Genomic DNA, 26,586 nt, shown 5'->3' with positions numbered 1-26,586 from the left:
GGCGACAACATCCGCCTGGGCGTCCAGCTCATCGCCCCGATCGCCATGGATGAGGGCCTGCGCTTCGCCATCCGCGAAGGCGGCCGCACCGTCGGCGCCGGCGTCGTCTCCAAGATCGTCCAGTAACGCGTATCAGGTTTGTGGGCAGGCCGGCCTCAATTCGCTTGGGGCCGGCCCGTCTCTTGGGTATAAAGCCGCCTTTTCGGGGTTAAGCACATGGAAAGCCAGAATATCCGGATCCGCCTGAAGGCGTTCGATCATCGCGTGCTCGATCAGAGCACCAGCGAGATCGTCAACACTGCCAAGCGGACCGGGGCCCGCGTGCGCGGTCCGATCCCGCTTCCGACCCAGATCGAGAAGTTTACGGTCAACCGCAGCCCGCACATCGACAAGAAGTCGCGCGAGCAGTTCGAAATCCGGACGCACAAGCGTCTGCTGGACATCGTCGATCCGACGCCGCAGACCGTTGACGCCCTGATGAAGCTCGACCTGGCCGCCGGCGTCGACGTCGAGATCAAGATCTAAGTGTGAGTGAGTACGGGACCTCTCCCTCCGAGGATGTCCCGAATGAGGAGAAAAGAAGAATGCGATCCGGATTGATCGCGCAGAAGCTTGGCATGACCCGCGTCTTCACGGGCGAGGGTGAGAGCGTGCCGGTGACTGTGCTGAAACTGGACGGTGTCCAGGTTGTGGCCCACAAGACCGAAGAGCGCGACGGTTACACCGCGCTGCAGCTCGGCTCGGGCAAGGCGAAGGTGAAGAACGTCGCCAAGGCCCAGCGCGAGATGTTCGCCAAGGCGAAGGTCGAGCCGAAGAAGAAGCTGGTCGAGTTCCGCGTTGATCCGCAGAACCTGATCGAGGTCGGTGCCGAGATCACCGCCGACCACTTCATCGCGGGCCAGTTCGTGGACGTCCAGGGCACGACCATCGGTAAGGGCTACGCCGGCGGTATGAAGCGCTGGAATTTCGGTGGCCTGCGCGCCACCCACGGCGTGTCGGTGTCCCATCGCTCCATCGGTTCGACCGGTGGCCGCCAGGACCCGGGTAAGACCTTCAAGAACAAGAAGATGCCCGGTCACCTGGGTGTCGATACGGTCACCGTCCAGAACCTGAAGGTCGTGTCGGTCGATGCCGAGCGCGGTCTGATCCTGGTCAAGGGTGCCGTTCCCGGTCACGAGGGCGCCTGGGTCCTCGTCAAGGACGCGGTGAAGAAGAAGCTGCCGGAGGGCGTCCCGTTCCCGGGTTCGTTCCGTACCCCGGTCGCTGAGGCTCCTGCGGCGCAGGAGGGCTGAGCATCATGAAGACGAACGTCATCAATCTGAACAATGAGACGGTCGGCGAGATCGATCTCTCCGAAGAGGTCTTCGGCCTGCCCGCGCGCCAGGACATCCTGACCCGCATGGTGCTGTGGCAGCTGGCCAAGCGCCGCGCCGGCACCCACAAGACGAAGGGGATCTCCGAGATCTCCGGCACCACGAAGAAGCCGTGGCGCCAGAAGGGCACCGGTCGTGCCCGTCAGGGCTCCGTCCGTTCGCCGCAGTTCCGCGGCGGCGCGCGCATCTTCGGGCCGGTCGTCCGCTCCCACGAGCACGATCTGACCAAGAAGGTCCGCAAGCTGGCCCTGAAGACCGCCCTGTCGGTCAAGGCGGCGGAAGGCAAGCTGATCGTGCTGGAGGCCGCCAAGGCCGACACGCACAAGACCAAGGCGCTGTTCGCCCAGCTGCAGACGATCGGGCTGAACTCCGCTCTGATCATCGACGGTGCGAACCTGGACAAGAACTTCGTTCTTGCCGCCGGGAACATCCCGCACATCGACGTGCTGCCGGAACAGGGCGCCAACGTGTACGACATCCTGCGGGCGGACACCCTCGTCCTCACCCGCAACGCGGTCGAGCAGCTGGAGGCTCGTCTGAAATGAGCACGACGAAGAAGCCGACGATCTCGGCCGAGCGCATGTACGACGTGATCGTGGCGCCGGTCATCACCGAGAAGTCCACCATGGGCTCCGAGCACAACCAGGTCACCTTCAAGGTGCGTCTGGATGCGAAGAAGCCCGAGATCAAGGCGGCGGTCGAGGGCCTGTTCAAGGTCAGCGTCAAGGCCGTCAACACCGTTGTGGTCAAGGGCAAGACGAAGCGCTTCCGCGGCACCGTCGGCCGCCGTTCTGACTACAAGAAGGCTGTGGTGACCCTGGCCGAGGGCAGCAGCATCGACGTCACGACGGGCGTGTGAGGGTAGGACAATGGCACTGAAGACATTCCGTCCCATTACGCCGAGCCTCCGCCAGCTCGTTCTGGTCGATCGCTCGGAACTGCACAAGGGCAAGCCGGTGAAGATGCTGACCGAGGGCCTGACGGGCTCCGGCGGTCGCAACAACACCGGTCGCATCACCGCCCGCCGCATGGGTGGCGGCCACAAGCGGACCTACCGCCTGGTCGACTTCAAGCGTCGCGGCAAGCTGGACATGACCGCCACGGTCGAGCGTCTGGAGTACGATCCGAACCGGACCGGCTTCATCGCGCTGGTGAAGTACGAGGACGGGACCCTGTCCTACATCCTCGCGCCGCAGCGCCTGAAGGCGGGCGACGTGGTCGTCGCCGGCGAGAAGGTCGACGTGAAGCCCGGCAACGCCATGCCGCTGAAGAACATCCCCGTTGGCACCATCGTGCACAATGTGGAGCTCAAGGTTGGCAAGGGCGGTCAGCTGGCCCGCGCCGCCGGCAGCTATGTTCAGCTGGTCGGCCGCGACCAGGGCTATGCCCAGCTGAAGCTGCCGTCCGGCGAGCTGCGCGTCGTGCGCGGCGAGTGCATGGCCACCATCGGCGCGGTGTCGAACCCCGACGAGTCCAACTTGGTCATCGCCAAGGCCGGCCGTAACCGCTGGCTGGGTCGCCGTCCGGCGGTCCGCGGTGTCGCCATGAACCCGATCGACCACCCGCATGGTGGTGGTGAGGGCCGTACGTCCGGTGGCCGTCATCCGGTGACCCCTTGGGGCAAGCCGACGAAGGGCAAGAAGACGCGTCAGAACAAGGCCACGGATAAGCTCATTATCCGTCGTCGCGCTAAGTAAGGAGGCGGAGCCGTGACCCGTTCCGTGTGGAAGGGGCCGTTCGTTGACGGCTACCTGTTGAAGAAGGCAGACAAGGCCCGTGCTTCCGGGCGCAACGAGATCATCAAGATCTGGTCCCGTCGCTCGACCATTCTGCCCCAGTTCGTCGGTCTGACCTTTGGCGTGTACAATGGCCAGAAGTTCCTGCCGGTGCTGGTGACCGAGAACATGATCGGTCACAAGTTCGGCGAGTTCTCCCCGACGCGGACATTCTACGGCCATGCGGCCGACAAGAAGGCGAAGAGGAAGTAATCATGGGAAAGCCTGCTGCAGAGCGGCGCCTCAGCGAGAGTGAGGCCAAGGCGTTCGGCGGAATGATCCGCACGAGCCCGCGCAAGCTTAACCTGGTTGCGCAGCTGATCCGCGGAAAGACCGCTGGTGAAGCCCTCGCCATGCTCACATTCTCCCGCCGCCGTATTGCCGGTGAGGTGAAGAAGGTGCTGCAGTCCGCGATCGCGAACGCCGAGAACAACCATCAGCTGGACGTTGACCGTCTGGTCGTTTCGCACGCGACCGTCGGCAAGGCCCTGGTGATGAAGCGGTTCCACGCCCGCGCCCGCGGCCGCGGCGCCCGCGTCGAGAAGTCGTTCAGCAACCTGACCGTGATCGTGCGCGAGCGCGCCGAGGAGAAGGCCGAGGGGGCCGCTGAGTAATGGGTCAGAAAATCAATCCCATCGGGCTGCGGCTCGGCATCAACCGCACCTGGGACAGCCGCTGGTTCGCGGACAAGGATTACGCCGACCTGCTCCACAAGGACCTGAAGCTGCGCAAGTACCTGCAGGGCCGCCTGCAGGCTGCCGGCGTCAGCCGCGTGGTCATTGAGCGTCCGGCCAAGAAGGCCCGCGTCACCATTCACACCGCCCGTCCGGGTGTTGTGATCGGCAAGAAGGGCGCGGACATCGAGAAGCTGCGCTCCGAGCTGAGCCGCATGGCCGGTGGCGAGGTGAATCTGAACATCGTCGAGATCCGCAAGCCGGAGCTGGACGCGCGTCTGATCGCCGAGAACATCGCCAGCCAGCTGGAGCGCCGCGTGGCCTTCCGCCGCGCCATGAAGCGCGCGGTGCAGTCGGCCATGCGTCTGGGCGCCCAGGGCATTCGTATCAACTGCTCCGGCCGTCTGGGCGGGGCGGAGATCGCCCGCCTGGAATGGTACCGTGAAGGCCGCGTGCCGCTGCATACGCTGCGCGCGGACATCGATTACGGCGTCGGCACGGCCAAGACCACCTACGGCACCTGCGGTGTCAAGGTGTGGGTGTTCAAGGGCGAGATCCTGGCCCACGATCCGATGGCGCAGGACAAGCGCGCCGCGGATCAGGCGCCGGCCCGTTGAGCCGCCGGATACTAGCAGGGATATGAAAGGCAGATAGCCATGCTGAGTCCGAAGCGAACCAAGTACCGGAAGGCGCACAAGGGCCGTATCCACGGCACCGCCAAGGGCGGTACTGCGCTGAATTTCGGTGCCTTCGGCCTGAAGGCGGTGGAGCCCATGCGCATCACCGCCCGCCAGATCGAGGCCGCGCGTCGCGCGATCACCCGCCACCTGAAGCGTCAGGGGCGCGTCTGGATCCGGATTTTCCCGGACGTTCCCGTCTCCACCAAGCCCGCCGAAGTCCGCATGGGTTCCGGTAAGGGGTCTCCGGAGTACTGGGCGGCCCGCGTGCATCCGGGTCGTATCATGTTCGAGGTCGACGGCGTGCCGGCCGATCTCGCCAAGCGGGCCTTTGAGCTCGCGGCAGCCAAGCTGCCGATCAAGACGCGTTTCGTCACCCGTCTGGGTGAAGGGGGTGAGGCATGACGAAGGCTACCGACCTTCGCGAGAAGAGCGCCGAGGAGCTGAACGAGCAGCTCCTCCAGCTCAAGAAGGAACAGTTCAACCTGCGTTTCCAGAAGGCCTCCGGCCAGCTGGAGAACACGGCGCGGGTCCGTGTGGTGCGTCGCGACATCGCCCGCATCAAGACAATCCTGGGCGCGCGGGCTTCGCTCGCGACGTCCGCCTGAGTGAGGGGAGAGTAAGATGCCCCGTCGCGTTCTGCAGGGCACGGTGGTGTCCGACAAGGGCGACAAGACTGTTGTCGTCCTTGTCGAGCGCCGCGTCATGCACCCGGTGTATAAGAAGTTCATCAAGCAGTCGAAGAAGTACGCTGCCCACGACGAGCTCAACGCACACAAGATCGGCGATACCGTCCAGATCGAAGAGTGCCGTCCGATCTCGAAGCGGAAGCGGTGGACTGTCGTTTCCGAAGCCGCTCCGGCGGCATCCGCTGAATAAGGAAGGCATCCCATGATCCAGATGCAAACCAACCTGGAGGTCGCGGACAACAGCGGCGCGCGCCGGGTGCAGTGCATCAAGGTGCTGGGCGGCGCCGGCCGTCGTTTCGCGACCATTGGCGACGTCATCGTCGTCTCGGTCAAAGAGGCGATTCCGCGTGGCCGCGTGAAGAAGGGTGACGTGCAGCGCGCCGTCATCGTTCGCACCGCCAAGGAGATCCGTCGCGAAGACGGCTCCGTCATCCGCTTCGATCGCAACGCCGCCGTCCTGATCAACAAGCAGGGCGAGCCCATCGGTACCCGTATCTTCGGGCCGGTGACCCGCGAGCTGCGCGCCAAGAAGTTCATGAAGATCATTTCGCTGGCGCCGGAGGTGCTCTGATGGCTGCGAAGATCCGCAAGGGTGACCGCGTCGCCGTCATTGCCGGCAAGGACAAGGGCAAGACGGGCGAGGTCATTGAGGTTCTGCCGACCGAGAACCGCGTGAAGGTGCGGGGCGTCAACCTGGTGAAGAAGCACCAGCGTCAGACCCCGACCCAGCAGGGCGGTATCGTCGAGATCGAGGCGGCGCTGCATGTGTCGAACGTGGCGCACGTCGATCCGAAGACCAACAAGCCGACCCGCGTTGGGTTCAAGACGCTGGACGATGGCCGCAAGGTCCGCGTCGCCAAGGCGTCCGGCGAAGTCATCGATCTGTGAGGCGCGCCATGTCTGCCCGACTGAAAGAGCATTACGAGAAGGTCGTGCGCACCAAGTTGAAGGCGGAGTTCAACTACGCCAACGACATGGAAGTGCCGCGCCTCGAGAAGATCGTCATCAACATGGGTGTCGGTGAGGCCGCCGGCGACAGCAAGAAGATCAACGCTGCCGTCGCCGAAATGGCCGCCATCACCGGTCAGAAGCCCGTGGTGACCAAGGCCCGCAAGTCCATCGCGCAGTTCAAGCTGCGTGAAGGCATGCCGATCGGCTGCAAGGTGACCCTGCGCCGCGACCGCATGTACGAGTTCCTCGACCGTCTGGTGACCATTGCCCTGCCGCGTGTCCGCGACTTCCGCGGCATCCCGGGCAACAGCTTCGACGGCCGTGGCAACTACGCCATGGGTCTTAAAGAGCAGATCATCTTCCCCGAGATCGACTACGACAAGATCGAAGACATCCGGGGCATGGACATCATCATCGTGACCACGGCGAAGACCGACAAGGAGGCCAAGTCCCTCCTGAAGGCCTTCGACATGCCGTTCGTCGGATGAGTGGCGGGGAACTGACCCATGGCTAAGAAAAGCTCCATCGAGAAGAACAAGCGCCGCACGCGCATGACGGCCCAGCAGGCCGAAAAGCGCGCCGCGCTGAAGGCGTTGGTGAAGAACCGCGACGTCGCCCCGGAAGAGCGGTTCGCCGCGGTGCTGAAGCTGGCCCAGATGCCCCGCAACGGCAGCAAGGTCCGCATCCGCAACCGGTGCGAAATGACGGGCCGTCCGCGCGCCTACTATCGCAAGTTCCGTCTCTCTCGCGTCACGCTGCGTGACCTGGCCTCCAATGGCCAGATCCCCGGCATGACCAAGTCCAGCTGGTAAGGAGGGTCGGGTAATGAACCTGAGCGATCCCCTGGGCGATATGCTGACCCGTATCCGTAACGGTCAGAAAGCCCGTATGTCGGTGGTCGTGAGCCCGGCCTCCAAGCTCCGCACCAATGTGCTGGAGGTTTTGAAGCGTGAGGGTTACATCCGCGGCTACAACGTCGAAGACGTGAAGCCGGGTGTGCGCAACCTGCGCATCGAGCTCAAGTACCACGAGGGTGAACCGGTCATTAAGGAGATCCACCGCGTCTCCAAGCCGGGCCGCCGGATCTACTCGAAGATCGCTGACCTGCCGCGCGTCTACAACGGCCTCGGCATCGCGATCCTGTCGACGCCCCGTGGCGTCATGTCGGATGTGGAGGCCCGCGCTGCCAACGTCGGCGGCGAGGTTCTCTGCAAGGTGTTCTAAGGAGCTCGGCCATGTCGCGTATCGGAAAGCATCCGGTGCCGGTCCCGGCCGGGGTGACCGTACAGGTCGCCGGCCAGACCGTCACCGCCAAGGGCAAGCTGGGCCAGCTCAGCCTGACCTTGATCGACGAGATCGAGGCCAAGCTCGAGGACGGCAAGGTCGCCGTTGCCCCGCGCAACGAGACCAAGCGCGCCCGCCAGAACTGGGCCACGGCGCGTACCAATATCGCCAACCTGGTCGCCGGCGTTGAGAAGGGGTTCACCAAGAACCTTGAAATCAACGGCGTCGGCTACAAGGCCATGGTGCAGGGGACGGATCTGATCCTGAACCTGGGCTTCAGCCATGATGTGAAATACCCGATCCCTCAGGGCATCTCGATCAAATGCGAGAAGCCCACTGCGATCAGCGTGTCGGGTGCCGACAAGCAGCAGGTGGGTCAGGTGGCGGCCGAGATCCGTGCGTACCGCGGCCCCGAGCCCTATAAGGGCAAGGGCGTGAAGTACGAGAACGAGACGATCGTCCGCAAGGAAGGCAAGAAGAAATAAGGCGAACGACCATGAGCAAGCAGAAGGATCTCAACGCGCGCCGCAAGCAGCGCGTTCGTACCAGGATCCGGAAGTTCGGCGGCGGTCGTGTCCGTCTGTCCGTCTTCCGCTCCTCCCAGCACATCTACGCCCAGATCATCGACGACGTTGCCGGCCACACCCTTGTGGCCGCTTCGACGCTTGACAAGGATCTGCGCGAGACCCTGAAGACCGGGGCCGACATCGAGGCGGCCAAGGCCGTCGGCAAGCTGATTGCCGAACGCGCCACCGCCAAGGGTGTCACCGAAGTGGTGTTCGATCGCGGTCAGTATCTGTTCCACGGCCGGGTCAAGGCCCTGGCCGACGCCGCGCGCGAAGCCGGCCTGCAGTTCTAAGGAGTGCGAACCATGGCTCCACGTAATGAGAGGGACGCCGCAGGCGGCGAGAACGAGCGGCGCAACCGGGACCGCGGCGAGCGTCGCGGTGGCGGTGAGCGCGGCGACCGGCGGGAAGAACGCGAGGGTGATGACCTCGTCGAGAAGCTCGTCGGCATCAACCGCGTCGCCAAGGTGGTGAAGGGTGGCCGTCGCTTCGGCTTCGCCGCCCTGGTTGTCGTCGGTGACGCGAAGGGCCGCGTCGGCGTCGGTGCCGGCAAGGCCCGCGAGGTGCCGGAGGCCATCCGCAAGGCCACGGATCAGGCCAAGCGGTCGATGATCCGCGTGCCCCTGCGCGAGGGCCGCACCCTGCACCACGATGTGGACGGTCACTTCGGTGCCGGCCGCGTGGTTCTGCGTGCCGCCCCGGCCGGTACCGGCATCATCGCCGGCGGTCCGATGCGCGCCATCTTCGAGGCCCTGGGCGTGGCCGATGTGGTGACCAAGTCGGTCGGCACCTCGAACCCGCACAACATGATCAAGGCGACCTTTGACGCGCTGCAGAAGTGCGTCAGCCCGCGCGCCGTTGCCGCCCGCCGCGGCCGCCGCGTGAGCGACATCCTGGGCAAGCGGGAGACCGCGGGCGAAGGGAAGGAGGCTGCGTGATGGCCGAGAAGAACACCGTCATCGTCACCCAGACCGGCAGCCCGATCGGGCGCAAGTCCGACCAGCGGGCCACGCTGATCGGCCTGGGTCTCAACAAGCTGCACCGGACGCGCGAACTGGAGGATACTCCGGCCGTGCGTGGCATGATTGCCAAGGTGCAGCACCTCGTGCGCGTCGAGGAGGCCTCGTAAGAGGCCTCTCCGATACGGCTTGAAGGATACGAACCATGAAGCTCAACGAGATCCGTGAAAACCAGGGCGCCCGCAAGAAGCGGATGCGCATTGGTCGCGGCATCGGCTCCGGCAAGGGCAAGACCGGTGGCCGTGGTGTGAAGGGTCAGAAGTCCCGCACGGGCGTGTCGATCCGTGGTTTCGAGGGTGGTCAGATGCCGTTGCATCGCCGCCTGCCGAAGCGCGGTTTCTCCAATGCCCCGTTCGCCAAGGACTATGCGGTGATCAATGTCGGTGCCGTGCAGAAGGCTGTCGAAGACGGCCGTCTGGGCATCGCCGAGGTCATCACCGCCGAGGTGCTGGTCAATGCCGGTCTGGTCCGCCAGGCCCGCGATGGCGTGCGCCTGCTGAACAAGGGTGAGATCACCACCGCGCTGACCTTCGAGGTCGCCGGTGCCTCCGCCACGGCCGTGGCCGCGGTGGAGAAGGCGGGCGGCAAGGTCACCGTCCTCGCCACGGCCGAAACCCCGGCCGAGTAAGTCAGGTGGTTCCCGGCCGGTGCTTGTTTTCAGGCGCCGGCCGACCCTTATAATGGCGGCCACCATCAGAATGGCGGCCATAGCGCCGTTTCGCAGGGACGCCCAAGGGGCGACGAGGATACGCATCCATGGCATCCGCCGCCGAGCAGCTTGCCGCTAATATCAATTTCGGGGCCTTCGCCAAGGCCACGGAACTCAAGAAGCGTCTCTGGTTCACGCTGGGGGCGCTGATCGTGTATCGGCTGGGAACCTACATCCCGCTCCCCGGCATCAATGGCGCGGCCTTCGCGAACATCTTCGCGAATCAGTCCGGCGGCATCCTGGGCATGTTCAACATGTTCGCCGGCGGCGCCGTCGAGCGCATGAGCATCTTCGCGCTCAACATCATGCCGTACATCTCCGCCTCCATCATCATCCAGCTGATGACCGCCGTGGCGCCGTCGCTGGAGACGCTGAAGAAGGAAGGCGAGTCCGGCCGCAAGCGCCTGAACCAGTACACCCGTTACCTGACGGTCGCTCTCGCCCTGGTGCAGTCCTACGGGCTGGCCGTGGGGCTTGAGGGCATGAATGCCCAAGGGGGACAGGTGGTGATCCACCCCGGCTGGTTCTTCCGCATCAGCACCGTCATCACCATGGTCGGTGGCACCATGTTCCTGATGTGGCTGGGCGAGCAGATCACCTCACGCGGCGTGGGCAACGGCATTTCCCTGATCATCTTCGCCGGCATCGTGGCGGCGTTCCCGCGGGCCTTCGCCCATCTGCTGGAACTGGGACGCACCGGCGCCATGAGCGGCTGGTTCATCCTGTTGCTGCTGGTGATGGCCGTGGTCGTGATCATGGGCATCGTCTTCTTCGAGCGCGCCCAGCGCCGCCTGATCGTCCAATATCCCAAGCGACAGATGGGCAACCGCCAGTATGGCGGCGAGTCCTCGCATCTGCCGCTGAAGCTCAATACCTCGGGCGTGATCCCGCCGATCTTCGCCAGCTCGCTGCTGCTGCTGCCGCTGACGGCCGTGGGCTTCGCCGGCGGACAGGGGCCGGGCTGGCTGACCGCCCTCACCACCCATGTGGCCCATGGCACGCCGCTGTACATGCTGCTCTATGCGGCCCTGATCATCTTCTTCTGCTTCTTCTACACCGCGATCGTCTTCAACCCGACGGAGACGGCCGAGAATCTGAAGAAGTATGGCGGGTTCATCCCCGGCATCCGCCCGGGCAAGAACACCTCCGACTATCTCGACTATGTTCTGACCCGCCTGACCGTGATCGGCGCCGCCTATCTGACGGTGGTCTGCCTGCTGCCGGAATTGCTGATCGCCCGTTATGGTGCGCTGTTCTACTTTGGTGGCACCAGCCTGCTGATCATGGTGACCGTGACCATGGACACAGTGGCGCAGATCCACTCGCACCTCTTGGCGCATCAGTACGAAGGCCTTATCAAGAAGGCCAAGCTGCGCGGGAGACGTGGATGAATTTGATTCTGTTGGGGCCGCCGGGGGCTGGCAAAGGAACCCAGGCCCAGCGTCTGGAAAAGACGCGGGGACTGATCCAGCTGTCCACCGGCGACATGCTGCGCGCGCTGGTCAAGAGCGGTTCGCCGCTGGGCCAGCGGGCCGACGCCATCATGAAGGCCGGCCAACTGGTCCCGGACGACGTCATGGTGGAGATGATCTCCAACCGCATCGACCAGCCGGACTGCAAGCAGGGCTTCATCCTGGACGGGTTCCCCCGCACAGTGGTGCAGGCCGAAGCGCTGGATACGATGCTGTCCGAGAAGGGCCTGAAGCTCGATCACGTCATCGAGATGCAGGTGGATGACGCCGCCCTGACCGAGCGCATCGTCGGGCGCTTCACCTGCGCCAAGTGTGGCGCCGGCTATCATGACCGCTTCAAGCGGCCGGCGGTGGACGGCACCTGCGATGTCTGCGGCAGCCACGAATTCACGCGGCGCGCCGACGACAATGCCGAAACTGTCAGCAAGCGTCTGGTCGCCTACCACAAGCAGACCGCGCCGATCCTGCCCTACTACGCGGCGCGCGGCGTGTTGAAGACGGTGGACGGCATGGCCGACATCGACGAGGTGGCGCAGCAGATCGAGGCGGTTCTCGGCTGAGTCCGGGGGGCCTGGAGCAATGAAAAGGCCGGTCGATGAGACCGGCCTTTTTCCTGCGGGCGGCACAATAGCCTGGGCGGGGGCCTGGGCGGGGGCCGGAGCGCGATGCTGGCAGTGGATCCGATCCTGCGCGGGGCGGCCATCGGCATCCTGATGGTGCTTGGCTGGGGCCTGTGGCGGGCGCGGCCCCGGAGCCTCGTGGGGGCGCTGGGTCCCTTCCAGGCCGGATTGGAGGCGACGATGCCGCCGCCATTGGAGATGTGGGCACGCTGGTAGCTCATCTCCAGCCGCAGCCCCGGACCGAGATCATAGCCCGCGCCGCCCCCCCAGCGGACGAGGCCATTGACGCCGCTGCCCCCGGCCGGGAAGGGGGTGCCCATGGTCCAGAGGAACTGGACAGACCCCTCAGCGAACAGGTGAAGGCCCTGCCAATCCAGCAGGTATTGACGCAACCCGCCGCCAAAGGCGAGGCCCTCCGCATCGCTGTGCAGGGGCGGGGTGGGGGAGAAGGGCTCGCTGCGCTCGTCACGGGCAACCACGCCGGAGGCCAGCGCCCGCAATTCCAGCCCGTAGCCGAACTGCCACGACCGGCCCAGGGTCAGGCCATAGAGATCGATATCGCGGAACTGTTCGCCGAAATCCCCCCGCGGGCCGAGCAGGTCGATGCTGGCGCTCCAGCCGTCCTCCCGGAGGGCCAGGACGGGGCCGGACCAGTCGGGCAGGGCCTCCGCTCCGCCGGCCCGGGCGGTCATGGGGAACAGGAGCAGACCAGCCAGGATGCCGGTATGGACAAGCCGGGGAATTCCGGATGAAGATGGCATTCAGCACGCCTGAAGCAACGGGCACCGGGGTCGATGCGGTGGAGCCAGTTGGCAACCGGGCCGGTCCGGCGTCTTGCCGGTTCCGGGGAAATGCTGGCCGATTCCGGAAACGGCATCGGATTTCAAGGTCCGCACAGCGGCCGGCGCCGTTCCGGAAGGGCGCCATGGCAACCCGCCATTGTTCTTGACTCCGGACCATGCCTGCCTATACTCCCGCTCCTTCGGTCCTGTGGATGATTCCTCGGGATTGATCTGTATGTCCGCAGCCCACCCGTACCGGTCGATCCGCGCGGGGGACGGGAGCGGACATGCTGTGCTTGGGAATCCCGGTCGTCCCGGGGTTTCTTCGGATGAGATGTCCCGATGCGCCCGGCCCCCGCCACAGGGGCGGTGTCGCAGGCGGGGCGTGGACGAAGATCGCTGTCTCCGGATGATCCGGGGGCGGCACGCAACGAGGAGAGAACGCGTGGCGCGTATCGCTGGCGTCAATATCCCCACCGCGAAGCGGGTGGAGATCGCCCTTCAGTACATTCACGGCATCGGGCCGAAGTTCGCCAAGGACATCTGCGCGAAGGTGGGCATCCCCACCGACCGTCGCGTCCACCAGCTGACCGACGACGAAGTCCTGCGCATCCGCGAAGTGATCGACGCCGACTACCGCGTGGAGGGTGACCTCCGCCGCGAAGTGGCGATGAACATTAAGCGCCTGATGGACATGGCCTGCTATCGTGGTCTGCGTCACCGCAAGAACCTGCCGGTTCGCGGTCAGCGCACCCACACCAATGCGCGTACCCGCAAGGGTCCGGCCAAGCCGATCGCCGGCAAGAAGAAGTAAGGGGACCCTCGGACCATGGCCAAGCCCGCTGCTTCCGCCGCTCGCCTCCGTCGTCGCGAGCGCAAGAACATCACCGCCGGCGTCGCGCATGTGAACGCCAGCTTCAACAACACCATGATCACCATCACCGATGCCCAGGGCAACACCATTGCCTGGTCTTCGTCGGGCACCATGGGCTTCAAGGGGTCGCGTAAGTCCACCCCCTATGCCGCCCAGGTCGCTGCCGAGGATGCCGGCCGCAAGGCCCAGGAGCACGGCATGAAGACCCTCGAGGTCGAGGTGAAGGGTCCGGGTTCGGGCCGTGAGTCGGCGCTGCGCGCTCTGCAGTCGATCGGCTTCCAGATCACCTCGATCCGTGACGTGACGCCGATTCCGCACAACGGCGTTCGCCCGCCGAAGAAGCGTCGCGTCTGATCCACCGGTTACCGGATCACAGCCCCGCCGCCCCGGGACAGCCGGCCGCCAGCCATCGCGGCCGGCCAAGCATGGGGGCGGCGGGTCTTCCATTTGGTGCTGCCCTGTTCATAGAGGCGACGGCGAATGGAGGACCGGCTGGGATCGGGTGGTTTCCCCCTGATGGCGTGAGGTTGTCCCCGTGATCCAGAAGAACTGGCAGGCTCTCGAAAAGCCGAGCAAGCTCGACATCACTCCCGGTCATGACCCGAAGCGTGAGGCGACCATCGTCGCCGGTCCGCTGGAGCGTGGCTTCGGCCTGACGCTGGGCAACGCCCTGCGTCGCGTGCTGCTGTCCTCGCTGCAGGGCGCTGCGGTCACGTCGATCCAGATCGACGGCGTGCTGCATGAATTCTCCTCCATCCCCGGCGTGCGCGAGGATGTCACCGACATCGTCCTGAACATCAAGGCGATGGCGCTGAAGATGGGGGCGGAAGGTCCGCGCCGCATGCGTCTGCGCGCCGAGGGGCCGTGCAACGTCGTTGCCGGCATGATCGAGACCGGTGCCGATATCGAGGTCCTGGACCCCGAGCATTTCATCTGCACCCTGGACGCTGGCGCCAAGCTGAACATGGAACTGACCGTGCACAGCGGGAAGGGCTATGTCCCGGCGTCGATGAACCGTCCCGAGGATGCGCCGATCGGCCTGATCCCCATCGACGCCATCTACAGCCCGGTCCGCAAGGTCGCCTACAAGGTGGAGAACACCCGCGTCGGCCAGACCACGGACTATGACAAGCTGTCGCTGACGGTGGAGACCAACGGCGCCCTGACGCCGGAGGATGGGGTGGCCATCGCCGCCCGCATCCTGCAGGACCAGCTGCAGATGTTCATCAACTTCGAGGAGCCGCAGGCCGCGGTCTCGGAGTCGAAGGCGGAAGAGATCCCCTTCAACAAGAACCTGCTGCGCAAGGTGGACGAGCTGGAGCTTTCTGTCCGCTCGGCCAACTGCCTGAAGAACGACAACATCGTCTATATCGGCGATCTGGTGCAGAAGACCGAGGCGGAGATGCTCCGTACCCCGAACTTCGGCCGCAAGTCGCTGAACGAGATCAAGGAAGTGCTGGCCCAGATGGGTCTGCACCTCGGCATGGAAATCCCGAACTGGCCGCCCGAGAACATCGAGGAACTGGCCAAGCGTCTGGAAGAGCCGTACTGAGCCTTGTGATCCCGACCGCCGGACGCCGTCACCGCGTCCGGCGGGTTTTGCAGTGCGTACCCCGGGCATTCCGCCCGGCCCCGGCGTACCGGCCCGATCGCGGGTCAGGGCGCACGGGGATCACCATCGGCCCCGCCCCGCGGCGCCACATCTGAAGGAGACGGACCATGCGTCACGGAGTTTCCGGTCGCAAGTTCAGCAAGACCACCACCCACCGCCTGGCCATGTTCTCCAACATGGCCAACGCCCTGATCAAGCATGAGCAGATCAAGACGACCCTGCCCAAGGCCAAGGATCTGCGCCCGATCGTCGAGCGTCTGATCACCCTGGGCAAGAAGGGTGGCCTGGCCAACCGCCGCCTGGCCTATGCCGAGCTGCGCGACAACGCCATGGTGGAGAAACTCTTCACCGTGATCGCCGAGCGCTACAAGGACCGTCAGGGCGGCTATACCCGCGTGCTGAAGGCCGGCTTCCGCTATGGCGATGCCGCCCCGATGGGCGTGATCGAACTGGTTGACCGCGACGTGGCCGCCAAGGGCCAGGACAGCGGCCCGGTCGAGGTGCAGGACGAGGCGGACGAGGCCCAGGCCTGATCCGTCGTCCGTACCGGACCCGATCTGGAAACCGCGCCCCGGCAGCCGCCGCGGGCGCGGTTTTCTTTTGGGGGGACGAGCGCTCAGGGCACGGGCTTGTCGCCCCGTGCATGCAACGGACGCTGGTCCTGGCGCACCGGTTCCACCGTGGGGCGGGGCACCGTCTCCGGGGCCTTGCGGTTGCGCAGCATGGCGACGGCGATGACAATGCCCAGCACCACGAAGCCGCCGAAGACGGCGATGAAATAGATCCAGTCGGATGACCCGGTTTCGGTCATGGCGATGCTGCTCCTCTGCCGCGCGGACGGTGCCGTTCGAACAGGCGTGGCGGCGGCGGGGTTCCATCCATCCGGGTGGGCGGGGGCGATCCGCACGAGATGCCCGTTGCAAGTCGGTGACGGGGGCCTAGGATGGCGGCATGTTCCCGACCCGAGGTTTTTCATGACACGCCTCCTCCTGGCCGCCCTCTCCGCCTCCGCGCTGCTGCTGTCCGGCTGTATGAGTCTCCCCGCCCAGCGCGAGGCGCGGGACGGCAAGCTGGATTCCCACAGTGCCTGCATCGCCCAGTGCAACCGCGACAATTCGGTCTGCGGCGACCAGCGCTCGGCCCAGACGGGCAACACCTCCTATGGCATGGGCGCCACCTGCCAGAATGAACTGCAGAGCTGCCTGCGCCGCTGCTGACCGCCGCCCCGCCTGTCCCGTCCGCCTGCCGTGACCAGAGTTCCGCCATGACCCGAACCCTGTTGCGCCCGGCTCTCGCCGGGTTCCTGGCCCTTGCCCTGTCGATGCCGCTGACCGCCCTGGCGCAGACGCGCCAGGTGCCGGAGGGCCGGGAACAGATCAGTCTCAGCTTCGCGCCGCTGGTGAAACAGGCGGCGCCGGCCGTGGTGAACATCTACACCAAGCGCCGGGTGCAGCAGCGCCTTTCCCCCCTGCTGGAAGACCCGATGTTCCGCCGCTTCTTCGGTGATGCCTTCGCCGGCATCCCGCGGGAGCGGGTGGAATCGTCACTGGGCTCCGGTGTGATCCTGGAGGCGGACGGGCTGATCGTCACCAATGCCCATGTCATCAACGGCAGCGACGAGATCACCGTGGTGCTGGCCGACCGGCGCGAGTTCCCGGCCAAGCTGGTGAAGCTGGACGAGAAGGTGGATCTGGCCGTTCTGCGCATCGATCCGGGGGCGGAACGGCTGCCGACCCTGGCCCTGCATGACAGCGACGACCTGGAGGTCGGGGATCTGGTGCTGGCCATCGGCAACCCCTTCGGTGTCGGCCAGACCGTGACCAGCGGCATCGTCTCGGCCGTGGCGCGCACGGCCGTGGGCATCTCCGACTATAATTTCTTCATCCAGACCGATGCCGCCATCAATCCCGGCAATTCCGGCGGCGCCCTGATCGGCATGGACGGACGGCTGGTGGGCATCAACACCGCCATCTACAGCCGCTCCGGCGGCTCCATCGGCATCGGGTTCGCCATTCCCGCCAACATGGTGCGCACCGTGGTCGATGCCGTGGCCAAGGGCGGCAAGCTGGTCCGGCCCTGGATCGGTGCCGGTGGGCAGGCGGTGACAGCCGATCTGGCGGCCAGCATGGGGCTGCCGCGACCGGCCGGCGTGCTGATCAACCAGGTCCGGGCCGGGGGACCGGCGGCCAAGGCCGGGCTGAAGGTGGGCGACGTGGTCACGGCCATCAACGGTCGGGCCGTGGACGATCCCGATTCCATGCGCTATCGCGTCGCCACCCTGCCGGTGGGGCAGGCGGCGGCCCTGACCATCCTGCGCCAGGGGCGGGAGCAGCAGGTGTCGCTGCACCTGATCGCGCCGCCGGAGGACCCGCCGCGGCAGCAGACCAAGCTGACCGGGCGGCAGCCCCTGGCCGGGGCCGAGGTCGCCAACATCAATCCGGCCCTGGCGGAGGAGACCGGCATTACCGACGCCGACAGCGGCGTCGTCGTGCTGGAGGTGGAGCGGGGCAGTCCCGCCGGTGCGGTCGGGCTGCGTCCGGGCGATATCGTGCTGCGCCTCAACGAGGTGACGGTGCGCACGGTCGATGATCTGCAAGGGGCCCTGCGCCAGTCGGTGCGGCGCTGGACGCTGAGCGTTCGCCGTGGCGACCAGACATTGACCACCACCATCGGCGGCTGAGCGGAACAATGCCGCCGGCGCCGCGCCGGCCCGCCGCGGCCGGGTGCGGCGACAACGCCGCAGTCGGTGCGATATAGATGTTGAATAAATAGAAAAAAGGTGGATTCCTACACCCAATGGGTTCTATCGAAAGGATAGGATCCAGAGAGAACCGGCGAGACAACGCCGGTGACCGGCGCCCGGGAGCATCCGTGCGCCGCACTATGGGAAGGAGAACACCAATGGTTGCTGTCAATGCCCAGACCGGCACCCAGGCTGCCGGCCTTTTCCTGCTGCAACTGCGCACCCAGGCGGCGATGCCGGGGGCGCCGACGCTGGCCCTGACCCTGTCTGTCTATACGCCGGGCCAGAAGGTCACCGGTCACGCCATCGTGACCCAGGCCCTGGCCGATCCGGTGGTCTGCCAGTCGTCCGTGTCCGGCCCGCTGATCTATGAAACGGTGATGCCGCCGGCCAAGTCGGCCATCCGCATCGACCTGACGGGCTATCCCAGCATCCAGTGGCCGGCCCACGGCGGTGTCGGGCCGGCGCTGGAGCCGAACTTCCGGGCCATGATCGTGATGGCCACCGATTACAGCTCCGGCATGGCCCACTATCAATATCTGGACGCCAGCGGCAACTGGCACGCCATCGAGCAGCCGATCAGCCAGGCCTGATCCGGTCCGCCCTCTGACGGGAACGGCGCGCACCCCCTGGGGATGCGCGCCGTTTTTTCAGGGAGGCGGCACGGGTGGCCCCGCCTCAATAGCCGGGCGGACGCTTGGTGGTGACCACCTTCTTCGGCAGCGCCATTTCCGTGCGCAGGCGGGCATAGGCCACGGCGATCCCGGCCCCGACACGGGCATTGTTCAGCAGCAGCGCCGTATTGGCCGTCAGGCTGGCGCCGCCGGTCAGTTCCTCCAGCCGCTTCAGCAGGAACGGTGTCAGCGCCTTGCCGCGCACGCCCTGGGACTCGGCCTCGCCCACGGCCTGACGGATGGCGGCCTCCACCGCGTCGGCGTCCAGGGCCGCCGCCTCGGGGATCGGCACGCCGAAGACGACACCGCCACCCAGGCCCAGCTGCCACTTGGCCCGCAGGATGCGGGCCGCATCCTCGGCCGAGTCCACGCGCCCATCCACGGGCAGGCCCAGATCGGCCGTATAGAAGGCGGGGAAGCGGTCGGTACCGTAGCCGACCACCGGCACGCCCTTGGTCTCCAGATATTCCAGCGTCCGCGGCAGATCGAGGATGGCCTTGGCCCCGGCGCAGACCACGGCCACGTCGGACTGGGCCAGTTCCTCCAGGTCGGCGGAGATGTCCAGCGTCGTCTCCACCCCGCGATGCACGCCGCCGATGCCGCCGGTGGCGAAAACGGCGATGCCCGCCATATGGGCGGCGATCATGGTGGCGGCCACCGTGGTGGCGCCATCAGCCCCGGCCGCCAGCACCAGCGGCAGGTCGCGGCGGCTGACCTTGCGCACGCCCGGCTGGGCCAGCCGTTCCAGATCCGCATCGTCGAGGCCGACGCGGATGCGCCCGTCCAGCACGGCGATGGTGGCGGGGACGGCGCCGCCGGCGCGCACCGCCGCTTCCAGCGCCTTGGCCGTCTCCACATTGGTGGGATGGGGCAGGCCATGGCTGATCAGGGTGGATTCCAGCGCCACCACCGGCCGATTGGCCTTCAGAGCGGTCGCAACGTCGGGATGGATGGAAAGGAAGTCCTGCATGGCCCTGTCTCCTGGGAAGGCCCGGAGAATGCCCCCGCGCCGTCCGGAGCGCAACCCGCCACGCTGCCTCAGTGCCGGCCTCATGGACCCTCGACCCGCTATGGCGGAACGATGCTCGCCGCTTGCCCGGCGCCCCGCCTGCTGTCACCACTAAGGAAAACGGCAATCTCTGCACAGGAGGCAGCGTATGGGAACGGAAGGGGCCTGGGGACAGCGTGTGCTTGCGGGGATCGAGCGGACCGGCAACCGACTGCCGGACCCGGTGACGCTTTTCCTGCTCTCGATTCTGGGTCTGGTCGGTCTGTCGGCGCTGCTGGCAGCGCTGGGGGTGGCGGCGGTCCATCCCGGCACCGGCAAGACCATCGCCGCCGTCAGCCTGGCCGATGGCGCCCAGATCCGTCGGCTGCTGACGGAGCTGCCGCAGATCTTCGCCGGCTTCCCGCCGCTGGCCATGGTGCTGATCGTGATGATGGGCGTGGGTGTCGCCGAGCGCAGCGGCCTGATCGCCATGGCGTTGGGCAGCCTGGTCCGGGCCGTGCCGCCGCGGCTGCTGACGCTGACCGTGGTCTTCGCCGGCGTTCAGGCCAGTCTGGCCGCCGATGCCGGCTATGTCGTGCTGACGCCGCTGGCGGCGGTGCTCTATCACAGCGTCGGCCGCCATCCCGTGGCCGGGCTGGCCGCGGCCTTCGCAGGCGTGGCCGGCGGTTTCAGCGCCAATCTGCTGCCAACCTCGCTCGATCCGCTGCTGGCCGGCATCACCCAGACGGCGGCCCGGCTGATCGATCCGGCCTACGAGGTGCCGGTGACCGCCAATTACTATCTGATGGTGGCCTTCGTGCCGCTGTTCACCCTGGTCGGCGCCCTGGTCAGCGACCGCATCGTCGAGCCGCGCCTCAACGCCACGGCGCCGCTGGCGCCGGATCTGCGGCCAGAGGTGGCGGCGGCCACGCCGGAACAGCGGGCGGCCGAGCGGCGCGGCGGGCGCTATGCCGGCTGGACCCTGCTGGCCGCCGCCGCCGCCATGCTGGCGCTGGTGCTGCCGGAGGGCGCGCCGCTGTGGGACCCGGCGGCCACGATTCCGCTGACGCCCTTCCTGCATGCGCTGGTGGCGCTGCTGTTCCTGGTCTTCCTGGCCTGCGGCATTGCCTATGGCATCGGCACCGGCGCCGTCCGCAGCGACCGCGACGTGGTGCGGATGATGGGGGCCAGCATGGCCGACATGGGCGGCTATATCATCCTGGCCTTCGCCGCCGCCCTGTTCATCGCCCTGTTCGGCTGGTCGAACATCGGCGCCATCCTGGCCATTGAGGGGGCGGCGCTGCTGAAGGCCGTGGGCTTCACCGGCCTGCCGCTGATGCTGGCCATCATCCTGGTCACCTGCACCCTCAATCTGCTGATCGGCAGTGCCTCGGCCAAATGGGCCATCCTGGCCCCGGTGCTGGTGCCGCTGCTGATGCTGCTGGGGGCGACGCCCGAGGCGACCCAGGCCGCCTATCGCGTGGGCGACGCCATCACCAATCCGGTGACGCCCCTGATGCCCTATTTCCCGCTGATCCTGATCATGGCCCAACGCTATGTGCCGGGTTTCGGCATCGGCTCGCTGGTGGCCACCATGCTGCCCTTCAGCCTTTGGTTCGGGATCAGCTCCACCGGCCTGTTCGCCGTCTGGTTCCTGCTGGATCTGCCACTGGGGCCGGGATCGGGCGTGGGCATGCCGGCGCCGTCCCGCTAGGCGGGGTCGCCATGGCGGCGGGACGGGCTATATTAGCCGAGCCATGATCGATCCTGCCGCCCATCCATCCGGCCTTTTCCCGCCCCCTCCCGAACACTGGGTGCATCCCTGTCCGATGGAGCGGGGCGGGGGGTTGTGGGTCGAGCCGGGGGGCTTCCATATCGATCCGGTGCGGCCGGTGGACCGGGCCGTCATAACCCATGGGCACAGCGACCATGCCCGCGCCGGCCATACCCATGTGCTGGCGACGCTGCCGACGCTGGATATCATGCGTGTCCGGCTGGGGGAGGGGGCGGGGCGGCATCAGCAGACTCTGGATTACGGCCGGCCCCTGCGCATCGGCGATGTGACGGTGACGCTGGTGCCCGCCGGCCATGTGCTGGGCAGCGCCCAGGTGGTGCTGGAGCATGGCGGCCGCCGCGTCGTCGTTTCCGGTGATTACAAGCGGCAGCCGGACCCCACCTGCGCCCCGTTCGAGCCGGTGTCCTGCGATGTGTTCGTGACCGAGGCCACCTTCGGCCTGCCGGTGTTCCGCCACCCGCCGGCCGCGGCCGAGATCGCCCGGCTGCTGCATGCGGGACAGCTGTTCCCCGAGCGCGCACTGGTGGTGGGCTGCTACGCCCTGGGCAAGTGCCAGCGCCTGATCGCCCATCTGCGGGATGCGGGCTACGACCGGCCCGTCTATCTGCACGGCGCCCACCTGCCGCTGTGCGAGCTGTACCGGCGCCATGGGGTGGATCTGGGGCCGCTGCGTCCGGCCACGGCCGCCGACAAGGAGGAGATGCGCGGCGCCGTCGTGCTGGCCCCGCCCTCGGCCCTGATGGACCGGTGGGCGCGGCGCCTGCCCGACCCGCTGATCGCCTATGCCTCCGGCTGGATGCGGGTGCGGGCCCGGGCGCGCCAGCATGGGGTGGAACTGCCGCTGGTGATTTCCGACCATGCCGATTGGGACGAGTTGTGCCAGACCCTGCGCGAGGTGGCCGCGCCCGAGGTCTGGGTGACCCATGGCGCGGAGGAGGCGCTGGTGCATTGGGCCGGCCTCAACGGCTTCCGCGCCCGCCCGCTGCATCTGGTCGGTTTCGGCGATGAGGAGACGTGAGCCATGGACCGGTTCGCCGCCCTGATCGACGCGCTGGCCTATCAGCCGTCGCGCACCGGCAAGGTCCGCCTGCTGGTGGATTATTTCGCGCAGACTCCCGATCCCGATCGCGGCTACGGGCTGGCGGCCCTGACCGGCGGTCTGTCCTTCGCCGCCGCCAAGCCGGCCCTGGTGCGGGAGCTGGCGGCGGCACGCACCGATCCCACCCTGTTCGCGCTGTCCTACGATTTCGTCGGCGATCTGGCGGAAACGGCCGCCCTGATCTGGCCGGCGCGGCCGGGCAGCAACCAGCCGCCGCCGACGCTGGCGGAAATTGTCGGCGCCCTGGCCGGGGCCAGGCGGGCGGCGGCCCCGGCCCTGATCGAAGGCTGGCTGGACGGGTTGGACGCCACCGGGCGCTGGGCGCTGCTGAAGCTGATCACGGGCGGACTGCGCATCGGCGTTTCCGCCCGGCTGGCCAAGACGGCCCTGGCCGAGTGGGGCGCCGGCCGCGGCACCGCCGTGACCGTGGATGCCATCGAGGAGCTGTGGCATGGGCTGGCGCCGCCCTATGCCGACCTGTTCGCCTGGCTGGAGGGGCGGGGGGACAAGCCCGATGTCACCGGCGGCGGCGGCTTCCGTCCGCTGATGCTGGCGCACCCGCTGGAGGAGGCGGACCGGGCCGGGCTGGACCCCGCCGCCTACCGGGCGGAATGGAAATGGGACGGCATCCGCGTGCAGCTGGTGGCCCGGACCCTGGGCCAGCCGCGCCTCTACAGCCGCACCGGCGACGAGATCGGCAGCACCTTTCCCGATGTGGTCGGGCATCTGGCCTTCGATGCCGTGCTGGATGGCGAGCTGCTGGTGAGGCGCGACGGCGCCATCGCCCCCTTCAATGATCTGCAGCAGCGGCTGAACCGCAAGCAGGTGACGGCGAAGATGCTGCGGGACTATCCCGCCTGGGTGCGGCTGTACGACCTGCTGATGGAGGGGGAGGAGGATCTGCGCGGCCTGCCCTTCGACGCACGCCGGCGGCGGCTGGAGGCGTGGTTCGCCCGGGTGCGGCCGACGGGCATGGACCTGTCGCCGCTGATCCCCTTCGACGATTGGCCGACGCTGGAGGATCTGCGGGCCGGCGCCCGCGACAATGCCATCGAGGGGCTGATGCTGAAGCGGGCCGACAGCCCCTATGTGGCCGGTCGGCCCAAGGGGCCATGGTTCAAATGGAAGCGGGGGCCGCTGACGCTGGATTGCGTGCTGATGTACGCCCAGCGCGGCCATGGCAAGCGCAGCAGCTTCTACAGCGACTACACCTTCGGCGCCTGGCGCGGGGACGACGGGCCGGGGGGCGAGCTGGTGCCGGTGGGCAAGGCCTATTCCGGCTTCACCGACGAGGAGCTGCTGGAACTGGACCGCTGGGTGCGCGCCCACACCACCAACCGCTTCGGCCCGGTGCGGGAGGTGGCACCCGGTCTGGTGCTGGAGGTGGCCTTCGACAGCGTCCACCGCTCCAGCCGGCACAAGAGCGGCGTCGCCATGCGCTTCCCCCGCATCGCCCGCATCCGCTGGGACAAGCCGGCGGCCGAGGCCGACCGGCTGGAGACGCTGGAGCGCCTGATCGTGACGTGACCTGCGCGAAAGGCCATGGCATTCCCGGCGCCGGAGTGCCACATAGGGGCCGCGCTTTCCGCCGGAGTACCCATGCGCCGCAGTACCCAGATCGCCGTTCTGATCCGTGCCGTCGCCCTGGCCGTCGCCCTTGGCATCATGTCGCTGCTGGTCTCGGGCCTGGATGGTTTCCTTGCCGCGTTGCAGATGTTCATGCAGCCGCGCGTGCCGCCGGTGATGGTGGTCACCGATCCGGCCCTGCTGCGGGCCACGGCCACCGATCCGGCCGGCCAGCCGGCGCCGCCGGCCGGTCCCGCTGCAAATCCGGTTCCCGACCCCGCCCCAACCTCGGCCGGAACCCGCTGACCGGACGGACAGCTATCCGCACGGTGCCTATCCGTCCGCACGTCTGCCATTGCGGGCGGTTCCGCGCGTTGATGGGGCATGACCTGCCCCGCGCTTTTTCCCATCCTTTCCGTTTCCGCTGCCGCGGCGGCCCGCGCCGTCATCCGCCGGCTGTTGGCGGCCGGGCTGTTGCTGGGGCTGGCGGGGTGCGCCGGTGTTCCGCGGGACGAGGAGGCCCTGGGCCGCAGCCTGACCGGGCCTGTCGATCTGCCCTTCGTCCTGGACCGGCAGCGCATCGTGGTCGAGGCCACCATCAATGGCGAGGCCTCCCACGGCTTCCTGTTCGACACCGGCCTGACCGACACCCATCTCATCACTCCGGCCGTGGCCACGGCGCTCAGGCTCCCCTGGCGGCCGGTCGATACGGCCTATGATGCCGCCGGCCGCCCCTTCCGTATCGGGCAGGCGGCGCTGGACAGCCTGACCCTGGGGCCGCTGCGGCTGGCCGATGAGCCGGTGGCCGTGCTCGACCTGCCGGCGGCGGCCCTGCAGCGCAGCGACGGCGGCGTGCTGGCCGGCATCCTGGGCGACCGGCTGGTGCAGGATTTCCCCGTCACCCTGGATTTCGACCGCGGCAGCCTGCGCCTGGGCGGCGAGGTGCCGGCGCCGGATGCGGAGACGCTGGTGCTGCCGCTGGGCTGGCGCGGCAATCTTCTGGTCACGCAGGTCCGGGTCGGCGACCGCGATCTGCGCCTGCTGGTGGACACCGGCGATTTCGGCAGCATCACCCTGTTCGACGAGCATCGCGGCCTGCCGGGCCTGCTGGTGCCGGAGGGGCCGGGAACGGCCATCCCGGTGCTGGGCGCCGCCGGCCCCTATGCGCTGCAGATGGCGGTGATGCCCCGCCTGCGGCTGGGCGGGCGCGAGGTGGGGCCGCTGTCGGCCGCGCTCAGCCCGCGCGGCGAGGGCATGCCGGCCTTCCTCGACGGGCGGCTGGGGCTGGGACTGTTGAGCCGCTACCGGGTGGTGCTGGATACGCGGCGGCAGCGCCTGCTGCTGTTCCCGCGCGAATTCCGTCTGGCCCAGACGCGATGACGGGCGGTCAGCCCGCCAGGACGGCCTGACGCCGGCTGCCGGACAGCCGCAGCAGCAGCGCGCCCAGGCCCAGGGCGATGACGAGCATCGTGGCGATGCCGCCGACCAGTGGCAGCATGGACACCAGCGTCAGCAGCAGGGCGAAGAAGGCGAACCGCAGCAGCAGGCCGCTGCGCGGCGGGCGCCGCCGTCCGGCCCACTCGGCCAGGCCGAATCCGGCCACGGCCGTGCCCAGGGGCAGTGCCAGCAGATAGAGCCCCAGCAGCAGCAGCGCCAGGGGAATGCCGATGACGGTCAGGCACAGCAGCAGGATGGCCACAGGCAGGCCGACCAGGCCGATCAGGCCCACGCACAGGGCTTTGGCCCAATTGGCGCCGATTTCGGCATTGGTGGCGCGGATGAGGCCGGGGGCGGCCCAGGCCACACCCGCCCCCAGGAGCACCAGGGCCAGGACACGGCCGACCGTGCCGGACAGGCCGGGGCTGTCCCACTCTTCGCCATCGTCCTCGCGGTACTGCACGGTGCCGCCGACGGTGACGCCGGCCGGCACATCGACCGGGGCCGGCCCGGCATGACGGATATCGCCGCCGACGCGGGCGCCGGGTTCCAGCACCAGCTCCACCGCGGCCACATCGAGGGTGCCGTCGATGCGGCCGCTGACAACCACCCGCTCCGCCGCGATCTGCGCATCGCCGGCCACATGGCCGGACAGCACCACCTCGCCGCCGCTGGCCGCGAAGTCGCCGGCGATGATCCCCGCCGGCGCCAGCGTCACCGTCGTTCCCGTGGCGCGGGCATCGCCGCCGATCCTGCCGGTGATGCCGATCTCCATGCCCACGGCCAGCAGATCGCCGCCGATGGAGGCCGGGATCCGCAGATGATACCCGGCCAGCATGGCATCGCCGCCCACCGCATTCTCGGCCGACAGTTCGAACCCGGCGGAGAACAGGTCACCGGCCACCGGACTGCGCAGCGTCACCGCCTGGCCCGCGGCAAACAGGGTCTGGGACACGGGATCGGTGACCGTCACGGTCTGGCCGCTGCGGAAATCGGCGGCGGCGGCCGGGCCGGACAGGCCGAGGGCGAGCAGGATGAGCGGCAGCAGATGGCGGTGCATGGAGGAAGCCTCGTCTCTCCGGGCGGATCGGCGGGACCCAGTGTCCGGCCCTGCGCCGGTGCTGGCAAGGTCCACCCGCGCCTTCATCCTGGGCGCCAGCGCGGATTGCCGCGCCCCTTGCCGTTGACGGCCTGAGCCGCCATGATC

Annotated in this window: 40 protein-coding genes; 36 read left to right on the top strand and 4 right to left on the bottom strand. The window is 67.6% G+C overall.

From position 1 onward, the window contains the following. The 24 genes from DK368_RS13220 to DK368_RS13105 form a co-directional block, all read left to right on the top strand. Window positions 1-126: EF-Tu C-terminal domain-related protein (locus DK368_RS13220; RefSeq protein ID WP_476703851.1), on the top strand; the 126-nt coding region annotated here is incomplete at its 5' end. A gap of 90 nt (window positions 127-216) precedes the next feature. Then, window positions 217-525, top strand: a complete 309-nt coding sequence (gene rpsJ / locus DK368_RS13215) for a 30S ribosomal protein S10 (RefSeq protein WP_012565932.1) — start codon at window positions 217-219, stop codon at window positions 523-525. Between the two features lie 59 nt (window positions 526-584). Then, window positions 585-1,292, top strand: a complete 708-nt coding sequence (gene rplC / locus DK368_RS13210) for a 50S ribosomal protein L3 (protein WP_114394422.1) — start codon at window positions 585-587, stop codon at window positions 1,290-1,292. A gap of 5 nt (window positions 1,293-1,297) precedes the next feature. After that, entirely contained in the window at window positions 1,298-1,918 is a 621-nt protein-coding gene (rplD, locus tag DK368_RS13205) for a 50S ribosomal protein L4 (RefSeq protein WP_114394421.1), read from the top strand. After that, window positions 1,915-2,232: a 50S ribosomal protein L23 gene (locus DK368_RS13200; RefSeq protein ID WP_114394420.1), complete on the top strand. Its 318-nt coding sequence runs from the start codon at window positions 1,915-1,917 to the stop codon at window positions 2,230-2,232. Before rplD ends, DK368_RS13200 begins: the two co-directional genes overlap by 4 nt. A 10-nt stretch (window positions 2,233-2,242) precedes the next feature. Beyond that, complete coding sequence (gene rplB / locus DK368_RS13195; RefSeq protein WP_114394419.1) at window positions 2,243-3,070, top strand: 50S ribosomal protein L2; 828 nt, start codon at window positions 2,243-2,245, stop codon at window positions 3,068-3,070. A 12-nt stretch (window positions 3,071-3,082) separates the two neighbouring features. Further along, complete coding sequence (rpsS, locus tag DK368_RS13190; RefSeq protein ID WP_075771883.1) at window positions 3,083-3,361, top strand: 30S ribosomal protein S19; 279 nt, start codon at window positions 3,083-3,085, stop codon at window positions 3,359-3,361. Between the two features lie 2 nt (window positions 3,362-3,363). Beyond that, on the top strand, window positions 3,364-3,762 hold the full coding sequence (gene rplV / locus DK368_RS13185; RefSeq protein ID WP_114394418.1) for a 50S ribosomal protein L22: 399 nt from the start codon (window positions 3,364-3,366) through the stop codon (window positions 3,760-3,762). Next, window positions 3,762-4,439 (top strand): 30S ribosomal protein S3, encoded by a 678-nt coding sequence (gene rpsC, locus DK368_RS13180; protein ID WP_114394417.1) that lies wholly within the window; start codon window positions 3,762-3,764, stop codon window positions 4,437-4,439. Before rplV ends, rpsC begins: the two co-directional genes overlap by 1 nt. Before the next feature lie 39 nt (window positions 4,440-4,478). After that, window positions 4,479-4,904, top strand: coding sequence for a 50S ribosomal protein L16 (gene rplP / locus DK368_RS13175; RefSeq protein ID WP_114394416.1), 426 nt, complete (start codon window positions 4,479-4,481; stop codon window positions 4,902-4,904). Continuing rightward, window positions 4,901-5,107, top strand: a complete 207-nt coding sequence (gene rpmC, locus DK368_RS13170; RefSeq protein WP_114394415.1) for a 50S ribosomal protein L29 — start codon at window positions 4,901-4,903, stop codon at window positions 5,105-5,107. The genes rplP and rpmC overlap by 4 nt, the downstream gene beginning before the upstream one ends. A 16-nt stretch (window positions 5,108-5,123) precedes the next feature. After that, complete coding sequence (gene rpsQ, locus DK368_RS13165; RefSeq protein WP_114394414.1) at window positions 5,124-5,378, top strand: 30S ribosomal protein S17; 255 nt, start codon at window positions 5,124-5,126, stop codon at window positions 5,376-5,378. A 12-nt stretch (window positions 5,379-5,390) separates the two neighbouring features. Beyond that, entirely contained in the window at window positions 5,391-5,759 is a 369-nt protein-coding gene (gene rplN, locus DK368_RS13160; RefSeq protein WP_114394413.1) for a 50S ribosomal protein L14, read from the top strand. Further along, the gene (gene rplX, locus DK368_RS13155; protein ID WP_240002486.1) at window positions 5,756-6,076 is read left to right on the top strand and encodes a 50S ribosomal protein L24; all 321 of its coding nucleotides are present in this window, start codon (window positions 5,756-5,758) and stop codon (window positions 6,074-6,076) included. Before rplN ends, rplX begins: the two co-directional genes overlap by 4 nt. Window positions 6,077-6,084: 8 nt before the next feature. Beyond that, window positions 6,085-6,627: a 50S ribosomal protein L5 gene (gene rplE / locus DK368_RS13150; RefSeq protein WP_114394411.1), complete on the top strand. Its 543-nt coding sequence runs from the start codon at window positions 6,085-6,087 to the stop codon at window positions 6,625-6,627. A gap of 18 nt (window positions 6,628-6,645) precedes the next feature. Then, on the top strand, window positions 6,646-6,951 hold the full coding sequence (rpsN, locus tag DK368_RS13145) for a 30S ribosomal protein S14 (RefSeq protein WP_114394410.1): 306 nt from the start codon (window positions 6,646-6,648) through the stop codon (window positions 6,949-6,951). A gap of 13 nt (window positions 6,952-6,964) precedes the next feature. Further along, window positions 6,965-7,363, top strand: a complete 399-nt coding sequence (rpsH, locus tag DK368_RS13140; RefSeq protein ID WP_114394409.1) for a 30S ribosomal protein S8 — start codon at window positions 6,965-6,967, stop codon at window positions 7,361-7,363. An 11-nt stretch (window positions 7,364-7,374) separates the two neighbouring features. Continuing rightward, a complete protein-coding gene (rplF, locus tag DK368_RS13135; RefSeq protein WP_114394408.1) occupies window positions 7,375-7,908 on the top strand; it encodes a 50S ribosomal protein L6 in 534 nt (177 codons plus the stop codon). Window positions 7,909-7,919: 11 nt separating this feature from the next. Further along, a complete protein-coding gene (gene rplR, locus DK368_RS13130) occupies window positions 7,920-8,282 on the top strand; it encodes a 50S ribosomal protein L18 (RefSeq protein WP_114394407.1) in 363 nt (120 codons plus the stop codon). Window positions 8,283-8,294: 12 nt separating this feature from the next. Then, a complete protein-coding gene (gene rpsE / locus DK368_RS13125; RefSeq protein WP_114394406.1) occupies window positions 8,295-8,927 on the top strand; it encodes a 30S ribosomal protein S5 in 633 nt (210 codons plus the stop codon). Next, on the top strand, window positions 8,927-9,118 hold the full coding sequence (gene rpmD / locus DK368_RS13120) for a 50S ribosomal protein L30 (RefSeq protein WP_114394405.1): 192 nt from the start codon (window positions 8,927-8,929) through the stop codon (window positions 9,116-9,118). Before rpsE ends, rpmD begins: the two co-directional genes overlap by 1 nt. Before the next feature lie 35 nt (window positions 9,119-9,153). After that, window positions 9,154-9,636, top strand: coding sequence for a 50S ribosomal protein L15 (gene rplO / locus DK368_RS13115; protein WP_114394404.1), 483 nt, complete (start codon window positions 9,154-9,156; stop codon window positions 9,634-9,636). A gap of 128 nt (window positions 9,637-9,764) precedes the next feature. Then, entirely contained in the window at window positions 9,765-11,108 is a 1,344-nt protein-coding gene (secY, locus tag DK368_RS13110) for a preprotein translocase subunit SecY (protein ID WP_114394403.1), read from the top strand. Further along, on the top strand, window positions 11,105-11,749 hold the full coding sequence (locus DK368_RS13105) for an adenylate kinase (RefSeq protein ID WP_114394402.1): 645 nt from the start codon (window positions 11,105-11,107) through the stop codon (window positions 11,747-11,749). Before secY ends, DK368_RS13105 begins: the two co-directional genes overlap by 4 nt. Here the strand turns inward: DK368_RS13105 and DK368_RS13100 are convergent. Beyond that, complete coding sequence (locus DK368_RS13100) at window positions 11,662-12,570, bottom strand: hypothetical protein (RefSeq protein ID WP_155524573.1); 909 nt, start codon at window positions 12,568-12,570, stop codon at window positions 11,662-11,664. The genes DK368_RS13105 and DK368_RS13100 overlap by 88 nt on opposite strands. 466 nt (window positions 12,571-13,036) lie before the next feature. Between DK368_RS13100 and rpsM the strand changes: the two genes are divergently transcribed. The 4 genes from rpsM (at window position 13,037) to rplQ (ending at window position 15,610) form a co-directional block, all read left to right on the top strand. Next, complete coding sequence (gene rpsM, locus DK368_RS13095) at window positions 13,037-13,405, top strand: 30S ribosomal protein S13 (protein ID WP_114394400.1); 369 nt, start codon at window positions 13,037-13,039, stop codon at window positions 13,403-13,405. A gap of 15 nt (window positions 13,406-13,420) precedes the next feature. Continuing rightward, on the top strand, window positions 13,421-13,819 hold the full coding sequence (gene rpsK / locus DK368_RS13090) for a 30S ribosomal protein S11 (protein ID WP_114394399.1): 399 nt from the start codon (window positions 13,421-13,423) through the stop codon (window positions 13,817-13,819). Window positions 13,820-14,000: 181 nt separating this feature from the next. Then, window positions 14,001-15,017 carry a DNA-directed RNA polymerase subunit alpha gene (locus tag DK368_RS13085; RefSeq protein WP_114394398.1) on the top strand — a complete coding sequence of 339 codons (1,017 nt, stop codon included), beginning with the start codon at window positions 14,001-14,003 and terminating at the stop codon, window positions 15,015-15,017. Between the two features lie 167 nt (window positions 15,018-15,184). After that, a complete protein-coding gene (gene rplQ, locus DK368_RS13080) occupies window positions 15,185-15,610 on the top strand; it encodes a 50S ribosomal protein L17 (protein WP_114394397.1) in 426 nt (141 codons plus the stop codon). 83 nt (window positions 15,611-15,693) lie between these two features. Here rplQ and DK368_RS13075 read toward each other — a convergent pair whose 3' ends face one another. Further along, window positions 15,694-15,888 (bottom strand): phage holin family protein, encoded by a 195-nt coding sequence (locus tag DK368_RS13075; RefSeq protein WP_114394396.1) that lies wholly within the window; start codon window positions 15,886-15,888, stop codon window positions 15,694-15,696. Window positions 15,889-16,051: 163 nt separating this feature from the next. On the opposite strand from DK368_RS13075, the gene DK368_RS13070 reads away from it, so the two are divergent. From DK368_RS13070 to DK368_RS13060, 3 genes are all read left to right on the top strand, one after another. Continuing rightward, window positions 16,052-16,294, top strand: a complete 243-nt coding sequence (locus DK368_RS13070) for a hypothetical protein (RefSeq protein ID WP_114394395.1) — start codon at window positions 16,052-16,054, stop codon at window positions 16,292-16,294. Between the two features lie 47 nt (window positions 16,295-16,341). Then, window positions 16,342-17,757, top strand: a complete 1,416-nt coding sequence (locus DK368_RS13065) for a DegQ family serine endoprotease (RefSeq protein WP_114394394.1) — start codon at window positions 16,342-16,344, stop codon at window positions 17,755-17,757. A gap of 221 nt (window positions 17,758-17,978) precedes the next feature. Next, on the top strand, window positions 17,979-18,413 hold the full coding sequence (locus DK368_RS13060) for a DUF1842 domain-containing protein (protein WP_162306022.1): 435 nt from the start codon (window positions 17,979-17,981) through the stop codon (window positions 18,411-18,413). Between the two features lie 85 nt (window positions 18,414-18,498). Here DK368_RS13060 and DK368_RS13055 read toward each other — a convergent pair whose 3' ends face one another. Next, window positions 18,499-19,464, bottom strand: coding sequence for a pseudouridine-5'-phosphate glycosidase (locus DK368_RS13055; RefSeq protein ID WP_114394392.1), 966 nt, complete (start codon window positions 19,462-19,464; stop codon window positions 18,499-18,501). 187 nt (window positions 19,465-19,651) lie between these two features. Between DK368_RS13055 and DK368_RS13050 the strand changes: the two genes are divergently transcribed. The 5 genes from DK368_RS13050 (at window position 19,652) to DK368_RS13030 (ending at window position 25,322) form a co-directional block, all read left to right on the top strand. Further along, window positions 19,652-21,196, top strand: a complete 1,545-nt coding sequence (locus DK368_RS13050; RefSeq protein WP_114394391.1) for an AbgT family transporter — start codon at window positions 19,652-19,654, stop codon at window positions 21,194-21,196. A gap of 115 nt (window positions 21,197-21,311) precedes the next feature. Continuing rightward, window positions 21,312-22,295: a ligase-associated DNA damage response exonuclease gene (locus DK368_RS13045; protein WP_240002482.1), complete on the top strand. Its 984-nt coding sequence runs from the start codon at window positions 21,312-21,314 to the stop codon at window positions 22,293-22,295. Between the two features lie 3 nt (window positions 22,296-22,298). Beyond that, entirely contained in the window at window positions 22,299-23,903 is a 1,605-nt protein-coding gene (locus DK368_RS13040) for a cisplatin damage response ATP-dependent DNA ligase (RefSeq protein WP_114394389.1), read from the top strand. A 72-nt stretch (window positions 23,904-23,975) separates the two neighbouring features. Further along, window positions 23,976-24,248, top strand: a complete 273-nt coding sequence (locus DK368_RS13035; protein WP_114394388.1) for a hypothetical protein — start codon at window positions 23,976-23,978, stop codon at window positions 24,246-24,248. Window positions 24,249-24,326: 78 nt separating this feature from the next. Continuing rightward, window positions 24,327-25,322 (top strand): aspartyl protease family protein, encoded by a 996-nt coding sequence (locus tag DK368_RS13030; RefSeq protein ID WP_114394387.1) that lies wholly within the window; start codon window positions 24,327-24,329, stop codon window positions 25,320-25,322. A 7-nt stretch (window positions 25,323-25,329) separates the two neighbouring features. Here DK368_RS13030 and DK368_RS13025 read toward each other — a convergent pair whose 3' ends face one another. Next, the gene (locus tag DK368_RS13025) at window positions 25,330-26,439 is read right to left on the bottom strand and encodes a bactofilin family protein (RefSeq protein ID WP_114394386.1); all 1,110 of its coding nucleotides are present in this window, start codon (window positions 26,437-26,439) and stop codon (window positions 25,330-25,332) included. Window positions 26,440-26,586: the final 147 nt, after the last annotated feature.

This window comes from Oleisolibacter albus, assembly GCF_003336875.1.
GTDB lineage: Bacteria > Pseudomonadota > Alphaproteobacteria > Azospirillales > Azospirillaceae > Niveispirillum > Niveispirillum album.
The sequence above is the reverse complement of the archived record's forward strand: the minus strand, read 5'-3'. Positions and strand labels throughout refer to the sequence as shown.